Here is a 26,740-nt window from a genome sequence, read left to right on the forward strand (position 1 = left end):
CAAAATGGATCGCTGAATCTATAAGACGGCATAGTGTATAGTCTGATGTCTGGATATTTGGCCTGAAATTCGACCATGGAAAAGAAGATACTGCTGACCGACTGCCCTGATGATAAGGGGCTGATCGCGAAGATTACCAACATTTGCTACAAGCACCAGCTCAATATCATCAAGAATGACGAGTTTGTAGACCGGGAACAGGGGCGCTTCTTTATGCGTACCGCCCTTGAAGGGATCTTCAATGATGCAACTTTCCTGGAAGATCTGGATATGGCCCTACCTCAAGGTGCTGAGCGGCGCCTGGTTTCGACAGAGCGTAAGAAACGCCTGGTGCTGATGGTTACCCGTGAGCCTCACTGCTTGGGGGATATACTGATGAAATGCTATTCAGGTGCTTTGGATGTGGAAATCACAGCAGTGATCGGTAACCACCCTGATCTGGCGAGCCTGGTACAAAAGTTTGATATTCCCTTCCATTGCGTGCCTGCGGAAGGGATGGATCGTGTGGCACATGAGCAACAGGTTGCTGCGTTGGTAGATGAGTACAACCCGGATTACCTGGTGCTGGCCAAATATATGCGTGTACTCACTTCTGATTTTGTAGCCCGCTATAGCGGTCGCATCATCAATATTCACCACTCCTTCCTACCTGCCTTTATTGGAGCAAAGCCCTACCAGCAGGCCTATGAACGTGGTGTGAAGATCATTGGAGCCACAGCGCACTTTGTTACTGATGACCTGGATGAAGGGCCGATTATTGAGCAGGATGTCATTCATGTAGACCATGCTTACTCCGCAGAATCTATGGCAGATGCCGGTAGAGATGTTGAAAAGCTAGTACTTTCCCGGGCCCTGCAATTGGTTTTGCAGGAGCGGGTATTTATCCATGGGAATAAAACCGTAGTGTTTAAATAAGAGATGAAAAAGGGGGCTGAGAGGCCTTTTAGCTGAAATGGTGTATAAATTCAGAGGACAGAATGGGAATGAATAGTACCCGGATTCACAAATTTCCACCCAGACAGAGAACAATAACAGGTCTACTATTTTTTTTGTTGCTTTCAGCTTGTTCTAACCATGGGCCTATTCCCGGGATGGTGGAGTCTTTTCAAACTGAGATAGCCCCCAATGGCGCCAAGCGTTTTACATTCAGCATAAATCGAGAGCGACGTGATATACCTGCGCCTGTTGTGGCGAATACCAGCCCTCAGCGGCGAACGCAAAATGAGTCAGTGAGAAAAGTGGGTTCGACTCGTCGAGTTGAAAGTTACTTTGATTGGGCCCTTGAACAAAAGATGTTGGAAACAGGTTTTTGTACGCAAGGGTATTTTGAGATTGAACGTACTATTTCAGAGTATGGTGGTGAAGTGCGTGGGGAGTGTAGAGAAGGAGCGTTTTAGTGCTTTTTCTGACTTTCGTTCTCCAGATTAGGTTTATTGTTTAAAGAGGGCTTTTTAGTCAGTAGTAAAGCTTGGGTTTCGGTTAGTACTAAAAATGTAGATAAGAATAATGAAGTACGAATCAATTTTAGAGCAAGTCTCTACTCAGCAGATCATTGCAGTATTTGATCTTATATCAGATATTATTTTTTGGGTAAAAGATGAATCCGGCTATGTGGTGCATTGTAACCGGGAGTTTATTGAGCATGTCGGATGCAGATCCTTGCATCAGGTAGTAGGCCGCTCAGATATGGACTTCTCCCCTTCTTATCTCGCTAAAAACTATATGCGTGATGATAAAAGGGTGATGGCAGGAGAGACTATTACAGATCGGCTGGAATTGAATATTGGTAAAACAGGCGAGTTAGTTTGGTTTACGACATCAAAACGCCCATTAAAGAGTGCCAGTGGAGAAATCATAGGAACCTATGGCGTAGCTCGAGATCTTAAAGAGACAGTTAAGACTCTCTCTAGAATGGATAAACTTAAAAGGCCAGTTGAATACATAAAAAATAACTATAGCCAGCCAATTGCAGTGGAGGATTTGGCAGAGGCCGCGAGTTTATCGGTGAGTGCATTAGAGCGGCGTTTCAAAAAATATCTGGATAAAACACCTATGCAATTTGTTCGGGAAGTCAGATTAGAGAACTCTCGCCGTATGTTAGTGGAAACGCAAAGCCCAATATCTGAAATTGCTTATCGGGTGGGATTTACGTCGCATAGTTACTTCAGTAGACACTTCAAAGGCATGTTTGGACAGCTTCCAGCAAATTATCGTGATGAAGTTCAGTCCAATATATAAAGATCAATTAAGCTGAGTATCCTCTGCGACTCTGGAGAGAGTATTGCGTTATCCTTTCCTGTTGAGTTGATAGCCGCCCATTTCATTCATTTCCGAAAATTCTATACCTAAGTTTGACATAGGTTTTTATTCTTAAAAACAAACAGTTAGCTGACTGTTTTTGGCTTTCTGTGACTGTTTATTTTTTTCTTAAAATCTAAGACGCCGATTTTGTTTCATTAGTGTCCCAGTATTGATTACCTCTTCATCAGGGTTTTTTTTTAGGGTTTTAGTGCTCAACAAATGAACTGTCTTTTTGGGGTTTAGGGTCCCCTGACAGTTTTGCGTCAGCCCTCCACTTGGGGGCTGGCACTTTTTGAATCTCGGATAAAAAGAATAGAAAGTTGGGACGCTATGAAATCAATCAATAAGAATAGTCTAAACAAGGTTAAAATTCGGAGTAAGGGGCTTAAGCGCAAGACTATAGCCTCCGCTATTGTTCTAATCATTAGTAACATGGCTAATGCAGAAGAATCCTCCGGTGAGGATAAGCCGATAGAGCACATCGAGGTAATTGGCATCCTTGAAAGTAACACCAGAAACTTGGAGATCAAACGAGATTCCAATGCCATTGTGGATGCGATAACCGCAGAAGATGTAGGCAAGTTTCCGGACAAAAATGTTGCAGATTCACTTCAACGTGTACCGGGAATAACAATTACCCGCAGTGGTGGTGAGGGTAGTAGGGTTAGTATTCGTGGCACCAGTGCTGAGTGGACCTTGACCCAGTTAAATGGAAATTACATTGCAACCTCCGATGGAGGAGCACCATCTCGTAGCTTTAATTACACTTTGTTGCCTTCCAACATGATCAGCAAGGTAGAAGTCTATAAAAGCCCAGAAGCTAGAATTGATGAAGGGGGAATTGGTGGAACAGTTATTCTGCACAGCCGTAAACCTCTGGAAATGGAGTCTGGAGAGGGCGTTATTACGACTGAAACCACTTATTCAGATACCAATGAGCAGTGGGAGCCGCAGTATAGTGCTTTTTACTCCTGGAAAAATGAGAGTGAAACCTTCGGTATTCTGGCTGGCTATACCAAACAGGACAGAACTGTAACCTCTATTGAAAACTACGCGAGCCATTGGCGATTCCACTCAGACACGGTTGAAGGTGCCGAACGCCCGGCAATTGTTGACCAGGAAACTGGCGAAGTTTACAACAATGTTTGGGCGCCCAGGGCTATGGGTATTGGTAATCATGAGCAGGATAGAGCCAGGGATGGTTATCAAATTACCACTCAATGGCGGCCAACTGAGCGCTTGGAATTTTCTCTGAACTATTTCGGTTCCCAGTTGGGATACGATACCCGTAGTCAGAACCTCACCTTAGCTGAATGGAATGATAACCATAACCCCTACTTTGGCGTTGAGCTCGAAGGGGACACCGTAGTTACCTATGGCAACGGTGATAACGGCCTGCTAAATGCGAATAACTGGGGAGATGCTGATGTCAATGGTGGTGTCGAGGTAGAGCGAGGTTTAATGTCTCCGCAATTGACCGGGCAGGATAGCTACGGTGAATCAGAATCTCATACCTTCGACCTCGAAATTCTTTATGAAGGTGACTCTTACACAGCAGCAGTAAATATTGGACGAAGCTCTGCAAAAGGTGGTGTCTCCGAAAGAATCATGGCAAATATGGATGCACGTTATGGTTCCGTAAATAGTTGGTTGTGGTCTATTGCCGATGGGGAACCTAACTACGAAATCTCTACAGATCTCACCTCGGATCAAGAGGCCTATCCATACTATGACTGGTTTAGTTCTGACGCTACCCAAAATCGGGACAGAGAAGATTATTATCAGTTTGACCTGGGGTTTGACACTAATTGGGGAATAGTCAACAAAGTCTATGTCGGTACTAAATATCGGGATCATGAAGCAAAGTCCCTAAGAGATACTTTCTTGTGGGATGACGGTATCTCGGATAACGGTGGTTATCGTGGGTGGTTATCGGGTACAGAATGGTTCCACAACCCGGATTTTCATCCAGATACTTCGATCTTACTTGGTAGCGACGTAATCGATAATAGCGCAGGCGATACCGGGGCTATTAACTATCTACCTTTTGATATAGATGCGCTTAAAGCCTACGTGAGTGATAATTTCACCCGGACTGTAGTTCCTGTGTTATCCGGTACCTATACCATCGAGGAAAAAATATTTTCTCTTTATGCCCAGGCGGACTTTGAGTGGGAGGCTTTCCGGGGTAACCTTGGTGTCCGCTATGTTAATACAGACCTAACTACCTCGACATACGATGACATTATTGGTCAAGAGACAGATATTACCAGTGCAAATAATAGAAGTGCTGATAGTGAAAACTTCCTGCCAAGTTTAAATATTGCCTGGGATCTAACTGATGAGCTGGTATTACGATTTGCTGCAGCAAAAACTATGTCTCGAGTCAGTTATGCTGACTTGGGGCAGGCTGAGTCATATGGCCCTCCTGTAAATATAAATTCACCGGATTCTTGGACCGGACGTGGGACCGGTACTTCCGCAAATACTGGACTAGAGGCGATGCTTTCCAATCAATTCGACCTGGGAATTGAATGGTATTACCTTGATGGTTCCGCACTTGGAGCAACATTATTTAGTAAGGATATTAGCAATCTTCCTATAACTACAACTGAAGTCGTATTGCGTGAGCACAGTTGCTGTAATGGTCCCATTGAAGTCGATATGACTACAAAAACAGGAGGTGCTGAGGCAACTTCTAGAGGTGTTGAACTATTTGCACAACATGCGTTTGAAAGTGGTTTTGGTGTAATGGCTAATTATACCTACACTGACACTAGTACTTCGGGAGTATTTGTTAATGGTGTAGAAACTGAAGCAGAAATTCCTGGAACGGCAAAGCATCAATACAACCTTTCCGGTTACTATGAAAACGATTTGTATAGTGTACGAGCATCTTACAATTGGAAGGATGACCGGGCTGGAGGGCTTCATCAGGGATATAATTTGTACGACAAAGCCTATGGGCAACTTGATCTTAATGCCAGCTATACCTTTAATGAAAACCTCAATTTCACGGCATCTATTATTAATTTAACAGAGGAAAAGACAGAGGGGTTCTGGAAACAGGAAAACAGGATGACTTATTATAATTACTCTGGTCGCCGATTATATATTGGTGCAAACTATAAATTCTAACACCTCGTTGATCGTAGTATTGGGTGTAGAGCATACGCTCTACACCATTTTTTTAACTTGAGATGTTAGGCTATAAAATTTACAGAACTACATAATAAAAAATGAGAAAAGATATGAAGCAACCAACACGTAGAGCAATGCAAGCTGTTTGCGCCACCTTCCTATTTCAGGCTGGTGCGTACGCAGATATTGAAGTGGTCAATTCGGATGTCTGTCCCTCGGACGCTACAACAGTAAGCTATTCTGAAGCGCTTAATTATCCTGATGAATTTTGTGGTCTTCTCAATAGTGGTGATTTAGTCGGCCTATCAGGTGGGGCTTCAATCGAACATCTGGGGGCCAATTGCCAATTGACGGGTAATGACAGTCGCCAAATAGCGAAGACATTATGTAAGTCTGAACCTTCAGCACCACATGTTGTGAGTGGAAGCAGTTGTTCATCCGATGCAGACCCGGTTACCTATCTTGAGGCACAAATTTATAAAGATGAGCTGTGTTCGGTTCTGGGGGACTGGGAAATTGCAAACCTTGCCGATAATGCCTCCATGGATGGCAGTGGATATGGGTGTGGTTCACGCAAGAATGAAATACGTGAGCTGGGCTCAACACTGTGTAAATCTGATACTCCTCAGGAAAGTGGATCTGCTCCGAAAGTTGCCTACATAGAGGTTAACAGTAATAACCTGGGCAATGCGGGCTGCTTTACAGAGAGCGATGGTAGTCAGTTGTTCGATATAGCTGTTATCTTCGCGGCAAATATTAATTACGATGGCCAGAAAGCTGTTTTGCATTTCAATAATCAAGTGTCAGACCTGCTCAATAACAATTTGAGTACAGTGCAAGATTTACAAAACAAGGGTACGAAGGTGGTACTCAGCGTTCTCGGAAATCACCAAAATGCAGGTTGGTCCTGTTTTGCCGATGAGCAGTCCGCTGATGACTTCGCGCAGCAGCTCAAAGATGCCGTGGATCAATATGGGTTGGATGGTATTGATATTGATGATGAGTACTCGCAGTGCAGCCAAACTTATTCTGACTCCTTGGTAAAAGTGACTAGTGCATTACGAGAGAAGATGCCTAACAAAATTATTTCTAAAGCACTTTGGAGTGATACCGATGCTTTTCAGGCTGAATGGAATGGGAAGAAACTGGGCGACCAATTAACTTATGGTTGGGAGATGAGCTATTGGTTGGGCTCAAGCTGTACTTCACGAATTCAGAATTACTTAAATTTGGGGGTCGATAGATCCAAGTTGGGTGTTGGCGCTTCTACTGTGTTGAATACTGCTTCTGCAGCGAGCGCTTTAGCATCGTGTAATGAGAATAATAATCTTGGTGGCGGCACTATGATTTTTAATGTGACTAAAGATTCTAGCAGCTATCTTTCTACAGTATGGCCAGGTACTTCAGAGATCCCTAATTGCCTTAAGTGATTATATAAACCCTGGCTGAGAGCCCCGTGGGAATTGGCATTAGTCGATGAAGCGGGGTAGGTCTTAAAAAAAATGGAGATTGAAAAGTAGTTCAAGGGAGTGAAAAAGGTGTACTCAATTATTGACTCTGGTATTTATTCTAAAATTACTATGTTGGGTCAATTGTCATTTCTTTGAGTCAAGCGGGGGTAGCCTGATATCTTTTTACGTTGGTAACAGCAGTGCTTCCCCTACTCAGTACTTAGAAACAACTTTACGAAGCCATTACTACCTTGCCTCCCTCACAGATGGCCCCATTGTTTGGCCGATCATACCAAAACTTAATTGGTATTCGAGCAGCATGAGCAGCTAGAACTACACTTTGAATTTGTTTAATGGACTCGTGAGTTACGCCTTGGGAGTTCCCTACTTCAATATAAATACGTTTGCCACTTCCATCTGTACATGCGGAATTAAAAGCTTGTGGAAAATTAATTTCCAGCCTCCCATCGGGTAGAACACCAACAGTTTCTGGAATCTGGTAGCTGGGCATAGCTACGCTTGCTAATGATGGACTTGATATAGCCAGGAAGGATAGACCGATCACAGTTTTCTTCACTTCGACTCCTTTTCGTGTAGCTTTATAGATTAGTAATTTTTGATTGTGCTTAATGATATAGAAAAGCGGGCATATAGCCCGCTTTTAAATCCACCTGTGAGAGTGTTGGATTTTACTCGGCGTAGCTCTCGATCGGAGGGCAGGAGCAGATCAGGTTGCGGTCGCCGTATACGTTGTCGATACGGTTGGCAGCCGGCCACACCTTGTGTTCTTTTAGCCACGCTGCCGGGCGCGCAGCGATATCACGGGAATAGCTGTGGGCCCACTCTTCGCTCATGACGTCCTCAAGGGTGTGAGGGGCATTGTGCAGTGGGTTGTCCTCAGAAGAATATTTACCGCTGGTGACATCTTCCACTTCCTGGCGAATTGTTGCCATAGCCTCGATAAAGCGATCCAGCTCACCCTTGGATTCACTCTCGGTAGGTTCGATCATCAGGGTGCCGGCTACCGGGAAGGACATGGTAGGGGAGTGGAAGCCAAAGTCCATCAGGCGCTTGGCGATATCCTCTTCAGTGATACCGCTAGCTTCCTTGAGCGGGCGCAGGTCAACCAGGCATTCGTGGGCAACAAAGCCATTGGTGCCGGTGTAGAGCAGGGAGTAGTGCTCACCCAGCTTCTTGGCTACGTAGTTGGCGTTCAGGATTGCCATCTCAGTAGCCTGCTTCATGCCCTGCTTACCCATCATGCGGATATACATCCAGCTGATCGGCAGGATGCTGGCGGAGCCCCAGGGAGCAGCGGAGATGGTGCCGTTATCCAGATTGGTTTCCGGTACTTCAGTCACCGGGTGGGCCGCCAGGTAGGGCTTCAGGTGTTCGCCAACAGCGATCGGGCCCATGCCGGGGCCGCCACCACCGTGAGGAATACAGAAAGTTTTGTGCAGGTTCAGGTGGGATACGTCACCACCGAACTGGCCCGGCGCGGCGACGCCGATCAGGGCGTTCATGTTGGCGCCATCAATATAAACTTGGCCGCCAGCCTGGTGAACCAGATCGCAAACTTCGCGGATACCTTCTTCGAACACCCCGTGGGTGGATGGGTAGGTGACCATCAGTGCGGCAACGCGGTCGCCGTGCTCTTCTATTTTGGCTTTCAGGTCTTCGATATCCACATTGCCTTTATCATCACAGGCAACCACAACCACTTTCATACTCACCATCATGGCGGATGCTGGGTTGGTGCCGTGGGCAGAGGCGGGAATCAGGCAGATGTCGCGCTGGGTTTCGCCCTTCGCTTCGAAGTACTTCTTGATAGCAACCAGGCCTGCGTATTCACCCTGGGAACCGGCGTTGGGCTGCAGGCTCACCGCATCGTAACCGGTGCAGGCGGACAGCATCTGCTGCAGCTGGCGGAACATTTCCGCGTAGCCTTCCGCTTGATCTACGGGTGCGAAGGGATGCAGCTTGCCGAACTCGGGCCAGGTGACCGGGATCATCTCGGCTGTGGCATTCAATTTCATGGTGCAGGAGCCCAGGGGAATCATGGAGTGATTCAGGGCGATATCCTTGGCTTCCAGAGACTTGAGGTAGCGCAGCATCTCGGTCTCGGAGTGGTAGGTGTTGAACACCGGGTGGGTCAGGAATTCAGTATCGCGCACCAGGGAGGCGGGTACACCCAGAGAGCCCTTGCTGGCAATTTCGCTGTCCAGAGTATGCAGATCGATGCTGTGTTCGGTGCCGATAAAGGCATTGATCAGGTCGGACACATCCTGCAGGGTGGCGGTCTCACTTAGGCTCACACCCAAGGCGTCTTCACCAATTTTACGCAGGTTGATCTCAGCGGTCAGGGCGCGCTGGTAAATCTCTTCCTGCTTGGCGCCAACGGTGATATTCAGGGTATCGAACCAGCTGTCGTGGGCCAGATTGAAGCCTTCCTGCTGCAGGGCGGAAGCGAGAATATCTGCCAGACGCTGGATGCGGGCAGCGATGGTTTTCAGGCCTTCAGGGCCGTGGTAAATCGCATAGAAAGCGCTCATTACCGCCAACAGCACCTGGGAAGTACAGATGTTGGAGTTGGCTTTCTCGCGGCGAATATGCTGTTCGCGGGTCTGCATGGCCATGCGCAGGGCACGCTTGCCTTTGCTGTCGACGGAAACACCGATAATACGACCCGGTGCGGAGCGTTTGTAAGCTTCGCGGAAGGCGAAGAAACCGGCGTGGGGACCACCGTAGCCCATGGGGATGCCGAAGCGTTGGTTACAGCCAACAACTACGTCTGCACCCATATCACCCGGTGCCCGCAGGGCTACCAGGCTCATCAGGTCAGCGGCCACGGTTACCAGGGCGTTGGCTTCGTGTACTTTGGTAATAATGTTAGTCAGGTCACGTACGCGGCCGGTGCTGCCGGGATATTGCAGCAGGGCACCGAACAGCTCGGCGGGGATATCTTTTTCCACATCGCCTACAACGACCTCGAAGCCGAAGTGCTCGGCGCGGGTTTTAACGACGGCGATGGTCTGCGGGTGGCAGTCCCGGTCCACAAAGTAGACGTTGGATTTGTTGCGTTTGACCTGGCGCTTACACATGGCCATGGCTTCAGCTGCTGCGGTACCTTCATCCAGCATGGAGGCGTTGGCCAGTTCCATACCGGTGAGGTCCATAATCATCTGCTGGAAGTTCAGCAGGCCTTCCAGGCGGCCCTGGGCAATTTCCGGCTGGTAAGGGGTATAGGCGGTGTACCAACCCGGGTTCTCCAGCACATTGCGCAGGATCACATTGGGGGTAATGGTGTCGTGGTAACCCATACCTATAAAGGTGCGGTAGATCTTGTTGCGCGCCGCAATATCTTTCAGCTCTGCGAGGGCCTCCACTTCATTGGTCGCATCGGCCAGATCCAGCTCATCGGTCTTGCGAATGGCTTCGGGCACGGTTTTCTCGATCAGCTCTTCGAGGCTGGCAACTCCGAGGGTTTCCAGCATGGCCTCTACCTGTTTGGCATCGGGGCCAATATGGCGATGGATAAAGGCGTCGTGTTGTTCCAACTGCTGCAGCGATGGTTGGGTCATAAACTTCGTTCCTGTAGTCGCAGGGAGTCGTCGCGGTGCGCTCGCGGTTAAAAATAGCACCTGGCCTCGGTACCGCTTTTCCTGTGGAAAGCCTCGGGCCTCCGCATTGCGGATAGGCGAGGGTAACGCTTGGGAGAATCGGTTTGCTGGCAGCCCCAGTGTTGCAATACGGAACCAGAGGGGAAGCCGGGCCATAGCGGCAGGCGCGCATCTTAGCAATCGGCGCGAGTAGGGGCAATCTGCGGGTTTTGGGCGGGGAAACTGCTAAATTTTGGCGCAAAAAGTGGGTTAAATCCTGTGAAATGGGGGCTGGGGAGATTTTGTTCTACATATGGCTGAGCAGATTTGAAGTCTGCCTATTTCACTTTTAGACCGCTCAATGCTAATGGAATGCTGAATGCCGTGCTTCTTCCCTACATTTTTTCTTTTTTTCTCAATAAGCACACCATCTCAGCTCCTTCTACAGATTAGCCAACACCTTATTGAGAGCGACGTATCAGCCACCAAGAATTGCGATATGGGTGTAGTCAAAGCGACCATAGATGCAGCTTATGGAATGAGGCTTGTATTAGATGTCGTTTAGCCCGGGTGCTGAATCTTTAAATCCACGAATGACCGGTTATCTGGGGTGAGATAAAGGAATGTTCAAAATAGAAAGAAGTTTTGACGATATAACCACCCTAAGGAATTCAATCGCTTTCCTGCAAGTAGGTAATCCCCCCGAAGGGGGATGAGACTGGACGCTAACCTTGCTCTATCATTCGCCTGTCTTTGGCTATTACTTTGGGGTTAAATTCCGGGCTCAAAAATATACAACTGCCACACAGCCCCATGGCTGCTAGCAATAACCAGGTATTGTTCAATCCTATTACGGCTGCGCCAAAACCACAAACCAGTGAACCAATAACACCGCCAAAGCGAGTTGTTAATGAAAAGATGGAATCAACAGTTGACCTGACTTCGTCCTCCACTGCTTCATGTTGTAACTGGGCAGAGGCAGAAAGCCCCAGACCGATACTAAAATTAAACAATAAGAATAAACTTACAAACAGTAACAAATCTCCAGACAGCGCCAGTAACATCACTAAAGATAATTTTATCAGGCTGGCTATCAAAAGTACTTTCCCCAATTGATGGTTCAAAAATTGAGTCATCCAGGTAGTAATTCTCGCTGACAGACTGCCTAATAGCATGATCAATGCCATTAATAATCCGTACAGCCAGCCCACGGACATATCGCCTGATAAGGTCTCTAAGCGTACCGGCCAATATTTTTCGATAGCACTGGCTATTGGAGTCAGTAATATAACAGTCAACAACAAGCGCCATAGTGATGGCGAGTAACAGGCTTTAATACCTAAACTGAGCTGGCTGGGTATTTGACTGATATTTGAAAGTCGAAAACGATCAAATACACGATTCTCTCTGATCTTTGTCTTGGTGAAGGCGAACAAGAGTAAACTACTTAGCAACGCCAAAAATATAAGTCCCCGATATAGATCCAGATCATGATGTCCGAAATATTCCCCACTTCCTACGACCAAGGCGCAGCATAGTGCACCTAGGGCTCCGATGAGTCCGGCACGAGTCGCGATACGCGCAAAACCCTCCTGTAGACTCATTGTACCTTCAGCTTGGTTAAAGCATTCTACAAACCAGGCATTTAAAGATCCTGAAAATAATGCCTGACTAGCTCCCCAAAAAAACATCGCCACCAAGGCTCCATAGAAACTTTGCCAAACCAATAGCACCACGTAACAAGTCATAGCCATTGTCAAAGAGACTAAGTATACCTTTTTCCGACCGATCTGATCCGCCAAGCTACCAGTAGGTAATTCAAAAAGCATCACTGACAACCCCATGACTGCCAGTATCATCCCCAGCTGCGGCATAGACATACCCATAGCTAAAAACAAAGGCGTTAATATAGGCAATATTAAATAGGTGGAGAAAAAACCCCATCCCATTTGAAATCCGTATAAACGGATTAATTCTATTCGCTTCATAAACCCATCCTAAGGAACCCCTGAAAAACTCTGTAATACCCCTGAAAGCCCCGGCGGATATCAGTTGTAGGGCAATCATACTTAATGAAACATATTCAAGTATTAGAGAGATGTTGGAAATAATTTAGAGATTGACTGAATTTAAACATAATTTTAAGGCTCTACCAGAATCATAATTTCCTGTTTAGGGGAATTCGTACTCTGTAAAAGACGAATCCCCCCCCTGGAAAAATCAGGTTTACATTTCTGTAGTTTGAGCTTCTGGTGCTAGATACGTTTGTTGTCCAGTAGATAATTTACGGTTAATTGCCATGGCTATAGTATTCAGCGTCTCATCTTCGATCATGACCCGCTCGTGTTTGGCTTTAATAGAAATATAATCGCAATTTAATAACAGATCTTCGAACCCATTTTTGGGTGTTGAGAAGCCCTTTTTAAATACGCCTTGAATGTCAATATAGTCATTGATCAAAGCAAGGGTTTGTGTCGGGGTTGCTTCATCAGAGACACTGCTACCTTCAAAGAAAATCGCAGGTCCGCCATAGGGGTGGAGTGATTTAACATATTCGGCATAAAATAGAAATGTATCAACCATTTCCGCTTCAAAACGGCCACATTCGAGTAATCTGGAATCTTGTTTTATAGTATCAATCATAGTTTGTTCTATGGTGATTACTACAGGATCAATTAAAAACAACATTTCAACTTGCTCCCCTAAAGCTTCCAGCTTTTGAGCAATACCGAGAGAAACCATGGCTCCTTCGCAGTAGCCCCCCAGAAAATATGGTCCACCCGGCTGCTTTTTACGTATCACGGCTAAATAGTAATCAATCAAATGGTTCAATCTAATTTGTCGACCGCTGTACACCTGTATGTTTTCCAATAATTGGACCGGACGATCGATATCAAGCTTTTCCACCAGTGGGATAAAAGTTTCTGGCCCTGCTGCCGCAGGAATCAAAAATAAACCAGTTTTATTACTATCACCATTGAAAGTCATAAATTTTCTAAACTCATTATAATCTTTCAAAAAGTCAACAATTTCATTTTCTGTGCAGGATGAAAAGTTAGGTATAGATTGTGATTTTATCTTTTCTGCCAAGCCCCTAATGGTTGGTTGTTCATTAAGTAATTTAGGCGAAACCCGGATATTACTGCGACTACAGTGATGATAAACTTTAAGTAGCAATATTGAGTCTCCGCCTAAATCAAAGAAATTGTCAAGTACACCTATGGTCTCTACACCTAATAGCTTCTCCCAAATTAAGCACAACTCGCGCTCTAATTCATTTTCTGGTTCAACATATTCTGCTAAGGTGGTAAAATTGGGAAGTGGCAGTGCGTTTCGATTTAGTTTTCCGCTAATTGTCAACGGCAAAACGTCAAGCAAAGTAAAGGTTGTTGGTATCATATAGGCAGGTAAGTGAACCGAAACAAAAGCTTTTAACTCATCAATAGTTGATTCTTGTTTTTCACTTAGAACCACATAAGCAGCAAGGTACTTATTCTCTTCTTGGCACCTGTCTATTACTACCGCCTGCTGCACCCTGGGATGTTGTGCAAGAACAGCTTCAATTTCGCCTAATTCAATGCGATAACCCCGGATCTTCACTTGAGAATCATTTCGCCCCAAATACTCCAGCTCGCCATTAGGTAACCAACGGACTAAATCACCAGTTTTATAAAGTCGAGTATTAACCTCGTCCTCTGGTGAAATAAATGGATTTTTAATAAATTTTTCAGCTGTGAGCTCCGCCCTATTGAGGTACTCCCTGGCCAATCCTGCTCCCCCTATATGTAATTCACCCGGGGCACCGATAGGTAAAGGTTTTAATCTACTATTGAGAACATATGCCTTCATATGTTTTAAGGGCCGCCCAATGTTGGAACGGCTGGTATCTTCATCGACTGTCAGCTCTTTGTAAGTTGCAGTCACGGTTGTCTCTGTGAGGCCATACATATTTACCAGCCTAATTGACTTACTACCATTGGTATCCCACCACTCTTTAAGTTGTTCAATATTTAATTTCTCCCCACCCAAAATCACCAAGCGAAGTAATTCAAGAGGTTCACCAGTGAACCTCAATGTATCAACCAGGGCATAAAATGCAGCCGGCGTTTGGTTTAACACCGTCACTTGCTCTTGCTGACACAGGCGGACGAATCCGGGAAGGTCCGTCTTGATTTCGGTTGTTGGTACTACCAGCTTTCCGCCTGTGGTCAGGGCTCCCCAAAGTTCCCAAACACTGAAGTCAAAGGTATAGGAGTGATATAAGACCCAGGTATCGTTATCATCGAAGCTCAAATCTGCCCGGGTGCTTTCTAACAGCCGCATCACATTTTCATGAGTTTGTAGCACTCCCTTAGGTTTGCCTGTCGTACCTGAGGTATAAATTACGTAAGCCAAATCTTGAGGCTCAATATCGCTGACAGGTATGAGGCTGACGTCATCAGCTAAGGGTACAGAGGCATCTGCAAATACTAATACGGGTGTTAGCTCAAGTTCGCCAGAGAGTGCCGTAAAGGTACCAGTGTATTTATTGTCGGTGATGACTATGGGTACTTCAGTATCCTGGAGGATATACAAGGTTCTGCTTGATGGGTAATTGGGAGAGATGGGTACGTATGCGCAACCCGTTTTAAGAATTGCAATAATACTAATCACCATTTCCATGCTATGATCGAGGAAAATACCGATCAGCGTGCCGGATTTAAGGTGCTCTCCATATGCTGATTGATAATCAGCCTGGAGCTTTAAAGCGAGTTGGTTAGCTCTATTATTTAATTGGTCATAACTTAACGTTTGCTGCTTAAAAGTTAACGCGGGTTTATCGGCAAATGACCTAGCCTGGATTTCAAACAATTGGTGAAGACATAAATTTTGTGGGGAGCATGGTGTGGTTTTGACCCAGTCAACCAACAAGGTTTTCCTCTCCTGTTCACAAATCAAGTCCATATCGGCAATAGGTTGCTGTACATCAGCAACTATCTCCGCCAGTATCCTTTGATATAAAGTGGAGAATCTAGTAATTGTCTGTAGGTCAAATAAACTAGTAGAAAAATTAATAAAACCGTCAAGTTCAACCTGCCCGTCATTAATATGTAAACTTAAATCAAATTTAGCAGGGGAATACTCTTGATTATACTGCGTGCCCTCTTGTGATTCGTCATCTGAAAGTCCTTGGTTAAGCTCGCTTAAGGACTGCTGAGTAAATGGAAGGTTTTTATCTTCTTCGCGGATCTTCGACGAGGTATTCTCTAGGCTGAATACGACCTGAAACAGAGGATGACGGGAAGGGTCCCGTTCCACATTAAGCAGTTTAACTAAGCGTTCAAAAGGTAGCTCCTGGTGAACTTTGGCCCCTAGAACAAGCTGATGAACTTTATCTATCCATTGTGCAATTGTGAAGCTCTCATCTATTTCTCCCCTTAACGCTAATAGGTTAACAAAAAAACCTATCACGCCCTGAGTTTGTGCATGGTGACGATTTTCTGACGGTGTGCCGATAACTAAGTCTTTCTGGCCGCTTAAAGTCGAAAGTAACAGATAAAAACCGCTAAGCATTAGACTATACAGTGTTGTCTTCTGTTCTCGGGCTAACAGTCTTAATTGGTGTGAAAGCTTTGTATCCAAAGAAAATTTCAAAATCTGCCCACGGTAATCGAGTTGGGGCGGACGTGGTCTATCTGTGAATAAATGAAGTGAGCTGTAACCATTCAGTTGCTCAAGCCAATAATTCTCTAGATTTCGTAATTCTTCTCCTTGTAAAAATGCTCTTTGCCATACGGCATAATCGCTGTACCGAATGTCTATCTGTGCGAGCTGTGGCTCCTGCCCAAGACAGTAAGAAGAATAGGCATGAGATAATTCGGTAAAAAAAATCTGTGCTGACCAGCCGTCAAATGCAATATGGTGCCAGACAAAAAGTACAAAAGCTCCTTGGGGAGAATCAAGTCGAATAACCCTAAACGGTCTTCCTTTGGCCAGGTCAAAGTCCTGCTCTATGGCTTCTTGCAGCCCATTTAACAGAGCAGCATTGTCCTTTTTTGATATACAGCGAATAGTTAAGGGGGTATCAAGGACCTGCTGGTAAGCATCACCATTTTCATGAAGGCGATAAATGGTGTTGAGTATGGGATGGCGCCTAACCATATACTGAATGGCATCTACTAATGCCGGGTAGTTAATATCAGCGGATAGTCGAATCAGGTGCGGGATATGATAGGCATTACTTCCTTGCTGCCACTGATGAATAAATAATAACCTTTCCTGGGCAAAACTAAGTTCAGACTTCTCTTCGGGTGTGGAAAATATTATCCTATTGATAAAGTCGCCTTTACTGTAAATATGATTAAATTTCAATAGGCGAGTTAATGACGACTTTTGCTCTTTGATTAACTCTAATAGATCGCTGTTCGATAAATCTTTTTTACTGTTGAGGCGCAGTTGTTCTCCATCCAGCCAAATTGCGACTTGATTGGTTTTTATTTTGCTGATTAATTGATTCATTTTATTATCCCTATAAGACCATCTCAAATTCTTGAGTTTCGTCCTGGTTTGATGCTGCGTCTTGCTGTAACGAAGTACTTAATTTTTCAATCGTTTGATTTGCAAATAACATTGCTAGTGGGATGTCTATACCAATTATCTGGCGACTTTTGGCCCCAAGACTGATGGCTTTGATTGAATCTCCTCCGATACTAAAGTAGTTATCGCGGATACCAACCTGGTCCAATCCCAAGACTTGTTGCCAAACCTCGCATAACTGGCGTTCAAGTTGCGTACGTGGTGCCAGATAATCAGTCTGGGAAACAAGTTTGGGATTTGGCAAGGATTTTTTATCCAGTTTACCGCTTAAATTGACAGGTACTTTATCAATCCAGTTAAAGCTTGTCGGAATCATATAGTCGGGCAATACCGATGTTAATGTAGCTTTTAATAGATCAAGATCTTTGGATTCCTCGGAATCTGGTACTAAATAGGCTGCCAAGTATTTTTGATTTTGATATTCATGATCCGTTACTACCGCTTGCTTAACTCCTTCCAGGTCATTTAAAGCCGCTTCGACTTCACCTAACTCAATACGGAAACCTCTAATTTTGACTTGTAAGTCATTGCGACCGATATAATCCAGCTCACCGCTGGGTAACCATCTGACCAGATCGCCAGTTTTGTAAAGTCTGGTATAACCTCTGGCTTTATCTTCCTCGCTGGCAAAGGGGTTTTTTATAAAACGCTCTGCTGTCAGTTGAGGTTGGTTCAAATAGCCCCGGGCAAGGCCGGCTCCGCCTATGTGCAACTCACCAACGGCCCCTATTCCTAATAACTGACCTGATTTATCGAGGACATAGCTTTTGTTATTGGCGATGGCCCTGCCTATGGGGATCTGGTTGTCTTCTGATTGAGGTGGACAATGATATTGATGGCTACTGATAGTCGCTTCTGTAGGTCCGTAGACATTAATGAGTTTATCCCCCAAATCACCGGCCAGCTTGGTTGAGGTCACTTCGCCACCCGAGATGACTCGCTTCAAGCCATGCTTTTCCCCAAGCTCCAATGCCAGTAGGAGACTGGATGGTGCATCCAGGTGAGTAATGGACTCTTGCTCAATCAACTGCTCAAGATGGCTAAAAGACTGGATATCGGCTTCACTGGTAATTACTAGCCGCGAACTACTAAGCAATGCGATAAATATTTGCTCTATTGAGGCATCAAAAGTGTAGTTAGCCAGTAATAACAGAGACTCATCAGAAGAAATCTCATACGCTTTTATATTATGCTGCATCAAATTTACGCAACTACGATGCTCAATCATCACACCTTTAGGCATGCCAGTGGTACCGGATGTATAAATCACATAAGCCAGGTCGGATGGTGATGTCAGCGCAGGTAAATTTTCTCCACTTATTGCTTCATTCAGAAGTAACTCTTGGGTTACACAGAATATGAATTCTTGACGTTCAAGACCGATGATTTTTCGGAGTTTATCCTCAATACTCTCTCCTGTCAGGATCATCGGGCATTGACTGTCAGATATGATATAACGCAGGCGCTGCTCGGGATAATCAGGAGAAAGCGGCAAATAAGCTCCACCGGCTTTTAGTACTGCTAAAATAGCAATGACCATATCGATACCGCGTTCGAAATATAGTGAAATAAGGGTATCTGGAATTATCGATTGCCCGTAGGCTGATTGATATTGTTTTGATAGGATACGGGCCAGGCGGTTGGCCCTTTCATTAAGTTGACGATAAGTAATCCGCTGCTGTTCAAAGATCAGTGAAATGTTATTTGGCGTTTGCAGGGCTTGCTGTTCAAATAAACCATGTAAGGTTTGCCCCTCAGGGAAGTCAATTCTAGTATTATTCCACTGACCCAGGATTAGTTGACGTTCAGTTTCACTAACTCGGTCAATCTGATCTATACATAACTTCGGTGTTGCCAACAAACTTGTGAGTAGGTGTTGATACAGGTTGGCAATGCGAATAATGGTATTTTCATCAAAAAGGCTGATTGCATAATTAAAAGTTGCAGTAATTTCCTCACTACCATCATTTAAAAATAGGCTTAAATCGAAAATTGCCGGTGAATAAAGAGAAGTTTCTCCATCAAGTTCAGAGGGTAAAAAAGGAAAATTTTCATTAGCATTTTCTTTCTGAACAAAGCTCTGTACGCCGAACATGACTTGGAAAAGTGGGTGGCGCGAGGTATCACGTTCAACATCAAGTGCCTCGAGCAGGCGTTCAAAAGGCAGTTCCTGATGCACTTTAGCCTGAGTAACGGTCTGATGCACCTGGGCTATCAAATCCTTTACAGTCATTTTAGTATCAAGAATAGTTCTCAATACTAGAGTGTTCACGAAAAATCCAATCAAGTCTTGAGTTTGGGCATGGTGACGATTATCTGAGGGTGTGCCTACAAGAATATCTTCCTGCCCGGATAAGGTTGCGAGGCAAAGATAAAACCCAGTTAGTAATAGGGTATATAAGGTAGTACCTTCAGCTCTTGCAAAAGCGCGTAACTGCGCTGACATATTTCTGTCTAGGATAAAGTGATAGTGCTTACCTCTTTGATCAGCCTTTGGCGGCCGTGGATGATCTAGTGGCAGTGCCAAGGGTTCATAACCGGACAACGTTTTTTGCCAGTAATTCAGCAGATTTTCCAGTGTCTCACCTTTGAGATGGGCTCGTTGCCAAACAGCATAATCATGATATTGAATTTCCAGCGACGGTAATGATGCTTGCTGCCCCTCACAAATAGCATGATAGATTTGTGAAAATTCTTTAATGAAAATGCCAGTAGACCAGCCATCAAAAGCAATATGATGCCAAAGAATCAACAAGTATCGTTGTTTTCCTAACTGGTACATATGTAAGCGGACGGCACCCTCATGGTTTAGATCAAAAGGGTGATTATTTTCCCTTAGCAGGGCAGCCTTCAATTGAGCTTCATCATTAAGCTGGTGCTTGTTTATTTTTATCTCCCTGGGCTGAACTTCTTGTAGGCTGACACCATGTTTGTCAGTGTAATAGATACTGTTGAGTACAGTATGACGTCGTACTACCTCACATATTGCCCGTTCAATATTATTCAGCGATGCCTGCGGCTTGAGCCTGACTAAGTAGGGAATATGATATGTACTTGCTCCGGAGTCGAATTTCTCGATAAAGAATAAACGTTCCTGTGAAAAAGACAGGGGATAAGGGCCGACTTTTACTGAAGGAATTCTTAGTAGAGGCTTCTCCTCAAGCCCTTTGGAGAGGGCAGCAATATTTTTTTTCTCAAACAGAGTTGCTAGGGGAAGTTCAATACCTAATTCCCTGCGAATGGTAGCTATGAGTTGTACCGCATTGATAGAATGTCCACCGATTCGAAAAAAGTCATCCGCAATACCTACACGATCAAGTCCCAATATCTGCTGCCAGATCAGGCAGAGATTTTGTTCAAGATTGGTGCGGGGAGGGAGATAGTTATCATCTATAATCAATTGTGGATTTGGTAACGCACGATAATCCAGTTTTCCATTAGGGGTTAATGGCAACTTTTCTAGAAAAATATAGCTTTCAGGGACCATGTATCCCGGTAAATTAATGGATAGAGTTTGCTTTATGGTTTCCGGTGAAGTTTTCTCTCTTGACCCAGGTACTATATAAGCAACTAATATTGCATTTTCTTCATGGTGAAAAGTAGTCACTAGTGCCTGTTTTACTACGTCAATTTCATGTAGGGCTGACTCGATTTCTCCTAATTCGATCCGGTAGCCCCGTATCTTAACCTGCTTACCAATGCGCCCAAGGTACTCTAAATTTCCATCTGGTAACCAGCGAACCAAATCCCCGGTTTTATATAGCCGGTCATGTCCCCTTTCTCTATCTTCATCACTGGCATAAGGATTATTAATAAAGCTCTTAGCTGTCAGCTCTTTCTGATTAAGGTAGCCGTGAGCAATACCTGCACCGCCAATATATAGTTCCCCGGAAGTCCCGACAGGCGACAGCTGGCCACTTTTATCTAAAACATACAATTTCTTATTATACAGTGGACTGCCAATAGGCAGTTTTCTCATCTTGGTATTCAAGTGACAAGCAGTAGCAAAAACAACCGTTTCAGTAGGGCCATAAACATGTGTGAACGAAATTTTAGGGTGGTCGTTAACTAGCTGGTGAAAAGTTCCAGCATTGGCCTTTTCTCCACCAAACAAAATATTTTTTACCTTCAACCCGTTTAACAGATTCTCTTTGGCCAAGACACTCAGTAATGCTGTTGTGATAAAAAATGAATCAATATGATGGCTATTTAGATAATTTATTAAGTGTATAGGAGATTGGATTACGTCCTGCGTAGCGAGATGCATACTACAGCCATTAAGAACACTGTAAAATAAGTCAAATATGAAACCATCAAAAGCATAGGAGGACAAACTGGCTATATTGGTCACCCTGGAGGCTTCCAAATAACGATTATTACAAGCAAAGGCTGCTACTGCATTATGTGGCACTAAAACGCCTTTAGGCTTACCTGTTGTCCCTGAGGTATAAATCACATAGGCAAGATGATTGCTACTTGATGTTTCTGGTAAATTATCGTAATGATATTCGGCGATTCCCTTATCATCATCAACTACCAGAGTTGATGGAGCCTGGTACTCGCCAGCGTCAGATGCAGGTAGTGCCGATAAGCTCTGCTTATCACTCATTACTAACGAGACTTGGGCATCTTCCAGCATAAATTTGATACGTGCTTGAGGGAGGTCTGGAGCAATTGGCACATAGGCAGCTCCAGCTTTCAGCACAGCCAAAATGGCAACCACCATATCTGCACTACGTTGAAAACATAATCCTACTAGAGTGTTGGGTTGTATTGTCCCTGCGGCGCTGGCCCTATATTTATCTAAAAGCGCACGTGCAAGACGGTTGGACTTTTGATTAAGCTCCCGATAGCTAAATCTGTATTGCTCAAAAACCAGGGCAATACGATCAGGTGTCTGCCTGACCTGTTGTTCAAATAATCCATGTATAGTGTCTCTGTCGGGATAATTAACCTGGGTATCATTCCACTGGTACAACGTTTTCTGCCGATCAGCTGCACTTAGCTTTTCTATTTGTGCTATCGGAAGGTCTGGCCGAGAAAGGAGACCGGAAAGCATTCTTTGGTAAAGGCTGGATATACGCACTATGGATTCTTTATCAAAAAGACTTACCGCATAGTTAAACCCCGCTGTAATTTCATCGCCACAATCATTTAGGGATAAACTTAGATCAAATTTTGCCGGTACATATAAGTTGCTTTCATCAACTAATTTTTCAGGAATGAAAGGTAATTTTTCGGAATCACTGATTTCCTGCCCATTATTCTGTAGACCAAACATTACCTGGAATAAAGGGTGGCGAGAACTATCTCGCTCTATCTTCAGCTCTTCCACTAGACGCTCGAATGGGAACTCCTGGTGTACTTTGGCCGAAGTTACGATCTGGTGCACTGTAGCGAGTAGTTCTTTTATCGACATTTCGGGCTTGATTACAACACGCAGAGCCAGGGGGTTAACAAAAAAACCGATCAAATTTTGAGTCTGGACATGATGACGATTATCTGACGGTGTGCCCACTAAAATATCTTCTTGCCCAGACAGGGTTGTCAGGCATAGGTAGAATCCACTAAGAAGTACCGTGTATAGGGAGGTTCCTTGATCTCTTGCTAATGTTCGTAACTGTGCTGAGATTTGACTACCTAGAGTGAACCGATAGTATTTACCTCGGTGATCAGCCACTGTGGGTCTGGGGTAATCAAGTGGTAAAGCCAAAGGTTCATATCCGGACAAACGTTGTTGCCAATACTGTAGCTGCTTCTTTTGCTGCTCTCCTTGCAGATAGTCGTGTTGCCAGGCAGCATAATCACGATATTGAATATCCAGTTCGGGTAGGTGAGCTTCTCGCTTTTGACATATGGCTTGGTAAATTTCTGAAAGCTCTTTAATGAAAATCCCGCTAGACCAGCCATCAAAGGCGATGTGGTGCCAGAGTATCAGTAGATAATCCACTTCCCCTAATTGATATATATGAAGTCGAATTGCCCCTTCCTTTTCAAGGTCAAAAGAACGCATACACTCTTTTCTAATTAAGAGCGTTAATTGTTTTTTATCCGCAGCCTTATGCATTTGTAAAGTGACAGGAGTAGAGAGCATTTCTTGCCGACTAATCCCCTTGTTATCGGTATAATAGATGCTGTTAAGCACAGTATGCCTACGAATCACAGCGTTTAGTGCTTGTTCAAGCTTGTCCAGCGATGTCTTTGGCTTTAGCCGGGTAAAATAAGGTATATGGTAAGCACTGCTTCCGGATTCAAATTGTTCAATAAATAGCAGTCTTTCCTGAGCGAAAGACAGTGGAAATGTGGTTGCGTTTGAGCGTGGGATTGTCAAGAGTTCCTGTCTTTTTAATCCTGAAATCAGAGTGGCTATATTTTTTTGTTCGAACAAATCTTCCAGTGAAACTTCTATAGCCAGTTCTTGGCGAATAGTAGCAATTAGTTTCACTGCATTGATTGAATGGCCACCTATACGGAAAAAATCATCCTTAACGCCTACTTGTTTCAGCCCCAGTACACGTTGCCAGATCTGACACATCTGACTTTCTAGTTCGGTTCGGGGTGCAAGGTAGTTATCCTTAGAAATTAGTTCTGGGGTGGGTAAAGCACAATAGTCTACCTTACCGTTGGTGGTTAGCGGGATCTGATCCAAGCAAGCATAGCTCTCCGGTAACATATACTCAGGTAAGCTAAGAGCCAATGTCTTCCGCAAGGCTTCTGATGAAATATCTTGTGCTAGAAGAGGTACTATATAGGCTATCAGTAAGGTACTACCCTGATGATGATAAGTTGTCACCAGTGCCTGCTTTACCGCTTCTATGTTGGTGAGCGCAGTTTCGATTTCTCCTAACTCAATTCGGTAACCCCGAATTTTAACCTGCTGTCCTATGCGTTCCAGATATTCCAAGTTTCCGCTGGGTAACCAGCGCACCAAATCGCCGGTTTTATATAGGCGATCATACCCCCTGCTTTTATCTTCATTATTGGCAAAAGGGTTATCGATAAAACTCTGTGCTGTCAGTGCTTCCTGGTTGAGATAGCCTCGGGCGACTCCTGCTCCACCGATATATAATTCCCCTGGAGCCCCGATGGGTACCGGATAACCTTTTTTATTAAGTACGTAAGCCTTAACATTATTGATAGGGCGCCCTATACATCGATTATTATTTTGCTGATAAAAGTTCAGGCTTTGAATGGCTGTTACCGTAGCTTCAGTTGGTCCGTATTCATTAATAAGCTTGTCTTTCCAAATATTTACCAACTCCGGTGAACAAGATTCACCGCCAAATACCACTCTTTTTATTTGCTGTTTGTTTTTGATATCACCTAAAGTCAACAAATGAGCAGGAGATGCTACCAAGTGTGTAACCTGATGTTTGGCTAATAAGCCGATGATTTTTTCCGGTTGTTTTAATATTCCTCTTTCGGGTAATATCAACCTCCCACCATTCAACAGAGCCAAATAAAAGGGCTCAACTGAAGCGTCAAAAACATAAGACAGCAGCCAAAGTACACGTTCTTGATTGTCAAAATTAAATGCTTCGCTTTGTGCTTTAATTAGATTAACAACGGATTTATGCTCTACCATTACTCCTTTAGGAGTACCGCTTGTGCCTGAGGTATAGATTAGATACGCCAGGTTGTTTCCTTGCGGACCATGACTTAGGTTTTCGATAGAATACGGCGCAGTTTCTACTTGGTTATCTACTGCAAGCAATAAAGGTGGGGTAGGGATTTCCTCGAGTAAAGAGCGGAGTTTATCTAGCTTGAAACTTTGACTTAATACCAGAGCAGAATTACTGTCTTCTAATTGAAATTTCAGACGTTTTTGAGGTGCATCACAGGCAAGGGGCAGGTAAGCTGCGCCGGCTTTTAGCACAGCTAATATCCCTATTACCATTTCCAGGCTTTGCTCAAAATATAGGGCAACGATAGTATCAGGTCTTATCGTATCTCCGTGTTTATTTTGATAGTTATGCTGTATTGCTCTTGCTAACTGATTAGCTTTTTCATTCAACTCTTGGTAAGTTAATTGTTTTTCTTCAAAACTAACCGCGATTGAATCATGATTTATTAGGGCTTGAGTTTCAAATAGATGTGATAAGCTTAGCTCATTACCACCAGGTGAGCTTGTCTGATTCCAATCAATTAAAACTTTTTGGCGATCCCTATCTGACAAACTATCAAAAGTATTGATAGATCGTGAGGGCTGCTCCAGCATCTGTACCAAAATTTTTTGATAGACTCTACCGATATGAATAATGCTGTCTTCATCAAATAGACTTACGGCATAACTAAATATACCTTTTATCTGGTTCCCACTGTCATCGAGAGTTAGGCGTAAATCCGCTTTTGCAGGCGAATATAATGGATTTTGAGGATCTGTTTCTACCTGGGTAAACGGCAATTCATATAGGTTTGTCAAACCAAAATTTTGTACCGTAAACATTACCTGAAACAATGGATGGCGGGACAAATCCCTTTCCACTTCCAGTGTATCAATGAGAGACTCAAATGGTAGATCTTGGTGAGTTTTAGCCGCAGAGACTACCTGATGTACTTGCCTGATTAATTCATCAGCTGTTATATCTGCATTTAACTTTAATCGTAGCGCCAGTGAGTTGACAAAAAAGCCAATTACGTCTTGGGTCTGGGCATGATGACGATTATCTGACGGAGTACCTATCAGGATATCTTCTTGCCCTGATAGGCTAGACAGTGTTGCAAAAAAAGCACTGAGGAGGACGGTATATAGAGTAGTTTCCCTTGTTTGGGCATAGTGCCGCAATTTCAGGGATAGTCCAGTCTCTAACGTAAAGTAGGTATTTTTTCCTCGGTAATCCATTTTTTTGGGGCGAGGGCGATCTGTTGGTAAAACTAAAAGTTCATAACCGCATAAGGTATTATGCCAGAAAGACTTTAGCTTGGAGAGATTCTCTCCATTTAGGTAATCCCTCTGCCATTGGGCATAATCGCTATATTGGATAGATAGGTCTGGTAAGCGTACTTCCTGACTGTTAAGTAGAGACTGGTAGATGCTAGATAATTCCCGTAAGAAAATATCCATTGACCAGCCATCAAACGCAATATGATGCCACATAATTAGCAAATACAGCTTTTTATTGACCTCATAATATTTCAGGCGCATTGGTGGATCTTGCGACAGATCGAAGGGACGCACTATCTCATCTTTTACCGCCGGTAGTAACTTTTCTTCTGTGCTTAATTGGTTTGTCGAAATTTTAACAGGGTCAGATAATATCTGGCTGATATTCCGGTTATCAGACTCAATATAGACTGAATTGAGCACGGGATGGCGTATTGCCAAATGTGTAAAAGCACTTTGTAGAATATCTAATCGGGCATCTTGGTTCAATTGCACTAAATATGGAATGTGATATGCACAGGTTTCAGGCTGTAAACGTTCAATAAATAATAGTCGCTCCTGAGCAAAAGACAGGCGGTATTGTATGAGTTCCTCAAGCTTGGAAAACTTTTTCTGTGAGTCAATTTCTCTTTTTTGTAAATACTTAACTAACTGAGACTTTTCTGCTTTCAATCGTGTTAGTAGTTCTTGCGGTATTTCATCACCGCTACTTGCCAATTTAAGAATATCTCCACTGACCCATACAGCCAGTTTATTTTTCTTGAGTTCTTTTAATAACGCCAACATCA

9 protein-coding genes are annotated in these 26,740 nt (G+C 44.2%); 4 read left to right on the forward strand and 5 right to left on the reverse strand.

Annotated elements, in window-relative coordinates:
• The first annotated feature begins 75 nt into the window (after positions 1-75).
• The 4 genes from purU (at position 76) to ACJJI7_RS11485 (ending at position 6,872) form a co-directional block, all read left to right on the forward strand.
• A complete protein-coding gene (gene purU / locus ACJJI7_RS11470) occupies positions 76-915 on the forward strand; it encodes a formyltetrahydrofolate deformylase (protein WP_282951487.1) in 840 nt (279 codons plus the stop codon).
• Positions 916-1,506: 591 nt separating this feature from the next.
• Positions 1,507-2,238, forward strand: coding sequence for an AraC family transcriptional regulator (locus ACJJI7_RS11475; RefSeq protein ID WP_020412128.1), 732 nt, complete (start codon positions 1,507-1,509; stop codon positions 2,236-2,238).
• A gap of 393 nt (positions 2,239-2,631) precedes the next feature.
• A complete protein-coding gene (locus tag ACJJI7_RS11480; RefSeq protein WP_282951486.1) occupies positions 2,632-5,439 on the forward strand; it encodes a TonB-dependent receptor in 2,808 nt (935 codons plus the stop codon).
• A 101-nt stretch (positions 5,440-5,540) separates the two neighbouring features.
• The gene (locus ACJJI7_RS11485) at positions 5,541-6,872 is read left to right on the forward strand and encodes a glycosyl hydrolase family 18 protein (protein WP_282951485.1); all 1,332 of its coding nucleotides are present in this window, start codon (positions 5,541-5,543) and stop codon (positions 6,870-6,872) included.
• A 253-nt stretch (positions 6,873-7,125) separates the two neighbouring features.
• Here the strand turns inward: ACJJI7_RS11485 and ACJJI7_RS11490 are convergent, their stop codons facing one another.
• The 5 genes from ACJJI7_RS11490 to ACJJI7_RS11510 form a co-directional block, all read right to left on the reverse strand.
• On the reverse strand, positions 7,126-7,470 hold the full coding sequence (locus ACJJI7_RS11490; protein ID WP_157533367.1) for a hypothetical protein: 345 nt from the start codon (positions 7,468-7,470) through the stop codon (positions 7,126-7,128).
• Positions 7,471-7,582: 112 nt separating this feature from the next.
• Complete coding sequence (gene gcvP / locus ACJJI7_RS11495) at positions 7,583-10,474, reverse strand: aminomethyl-transferring glycine dehydrogenase (RefSeq protein ID WP_282951484.1); 2,892 nt, start codon at positions 10,472-10,474, stop codon at positions 7,583-7,585.
• A gap of 743 nt (positions 10,475-11,217) precedes the next feature.
• Positions 11,218-12,480 carry an MFS transporter gene (locus ACJJI7_RS11500; protein WP_444902113.1) on the reverse strand — a complete coding sequence of 421 codons (1,263 nt, stop codon included), beginning with the start codon at positions 12,478-12,480 and terminating at the stop codon, positions 11,218-11,220.
• A 238-nt stretch (positions 12,481-12,718) separates the two neighbouring features.
• Positions 12,719-16,990 carry a non-ribosomal peptide synthetase gene (locus tag ACJJI7_RS11505; RefSeq protein WP_444902112.1) on the reverse strand — a complete coding sequence of 1,424 codons (4,272 nt, stop codon included), beginning with the start codon at positions 16,988-16,990 and terminating at the stop codon, positions 12,719-12,721.
• Positions 16,991-17,000: 10 nt separating this feature from the next.
• Positions 17,001-26,738 (reverse strand): non-ribosomal peptide synthetase, encoded by a 9,738-nt coding sequence (locus ACJJI7_RS11510; protein ID WP_444902111.1) that lies wholly within the window; start codon positions 26,736-26,738, stop codon positions 17,001-17,003.
• Positions 26,739-26,740 lie beyond the last annotated feature (2 nt).

This window comes from Microbulbifer variabilis, from assembly GCF_056232115.1.

Bases quoted from the DNA above. Each gene is read 5' to 3' on its own strand.
- purU (WP_282951487.1), top strand. From the start codon at position 76: ATGGAAAAGAAGATACTGCTGACCGACTGCCCTGATGATAAGGGGCTG.
- ACJJI7_RS11475 (WP_020412128.1), top strand. From the start codon at position 1,507: ATGAAGTACGAATCAATTTTAGAGCAAGTCTCTACTCAGCAGATCATT.
- ACJJI7_RS11480 (WP_282951486.1), top strand. From the start codon at position 2,632: ATGAAATCAATCAATAAGAATAGTCTAAACAAGGTTAAAATTCGGAGT.
- ACJJI7_RS11485 (WP_282951485.1), top strand. From the start codon at position 5,541: ATGAGAAAAGATATGAAGCAACCAACACGTAGAGCAATGCAAGCTGTT.
- gcvP (WP_282951484.1), bottom strand. From the start codon at position 10,474: ATGACCCAACCATCGCTGCAGCAGTTGGAACAACACGACGCCTTTATC.
- ACJJI7_RS11500 (WP_444902113.1), bottom strand. From the start codon at position 12,480: ATGAAGCGAATAGAATTAATCCGTTTATACGGATTTCAAATGGGATGG.
- ACJJI7_RS11505 (WP_444902112.1), bottom strand. From the start codon at position 16,990: ATGAATCAATTAATCAGCAAAATAAAAACCAATCAAGTCGCAATTTGG.
- ACJJI7_RS11510 (WP_444902111.1), bottom strand. From the start codon at position 26,738: ATGTTGGCGTTATTAAAAGAACTCAAGAAAAATAAACTGGCTGTATGG.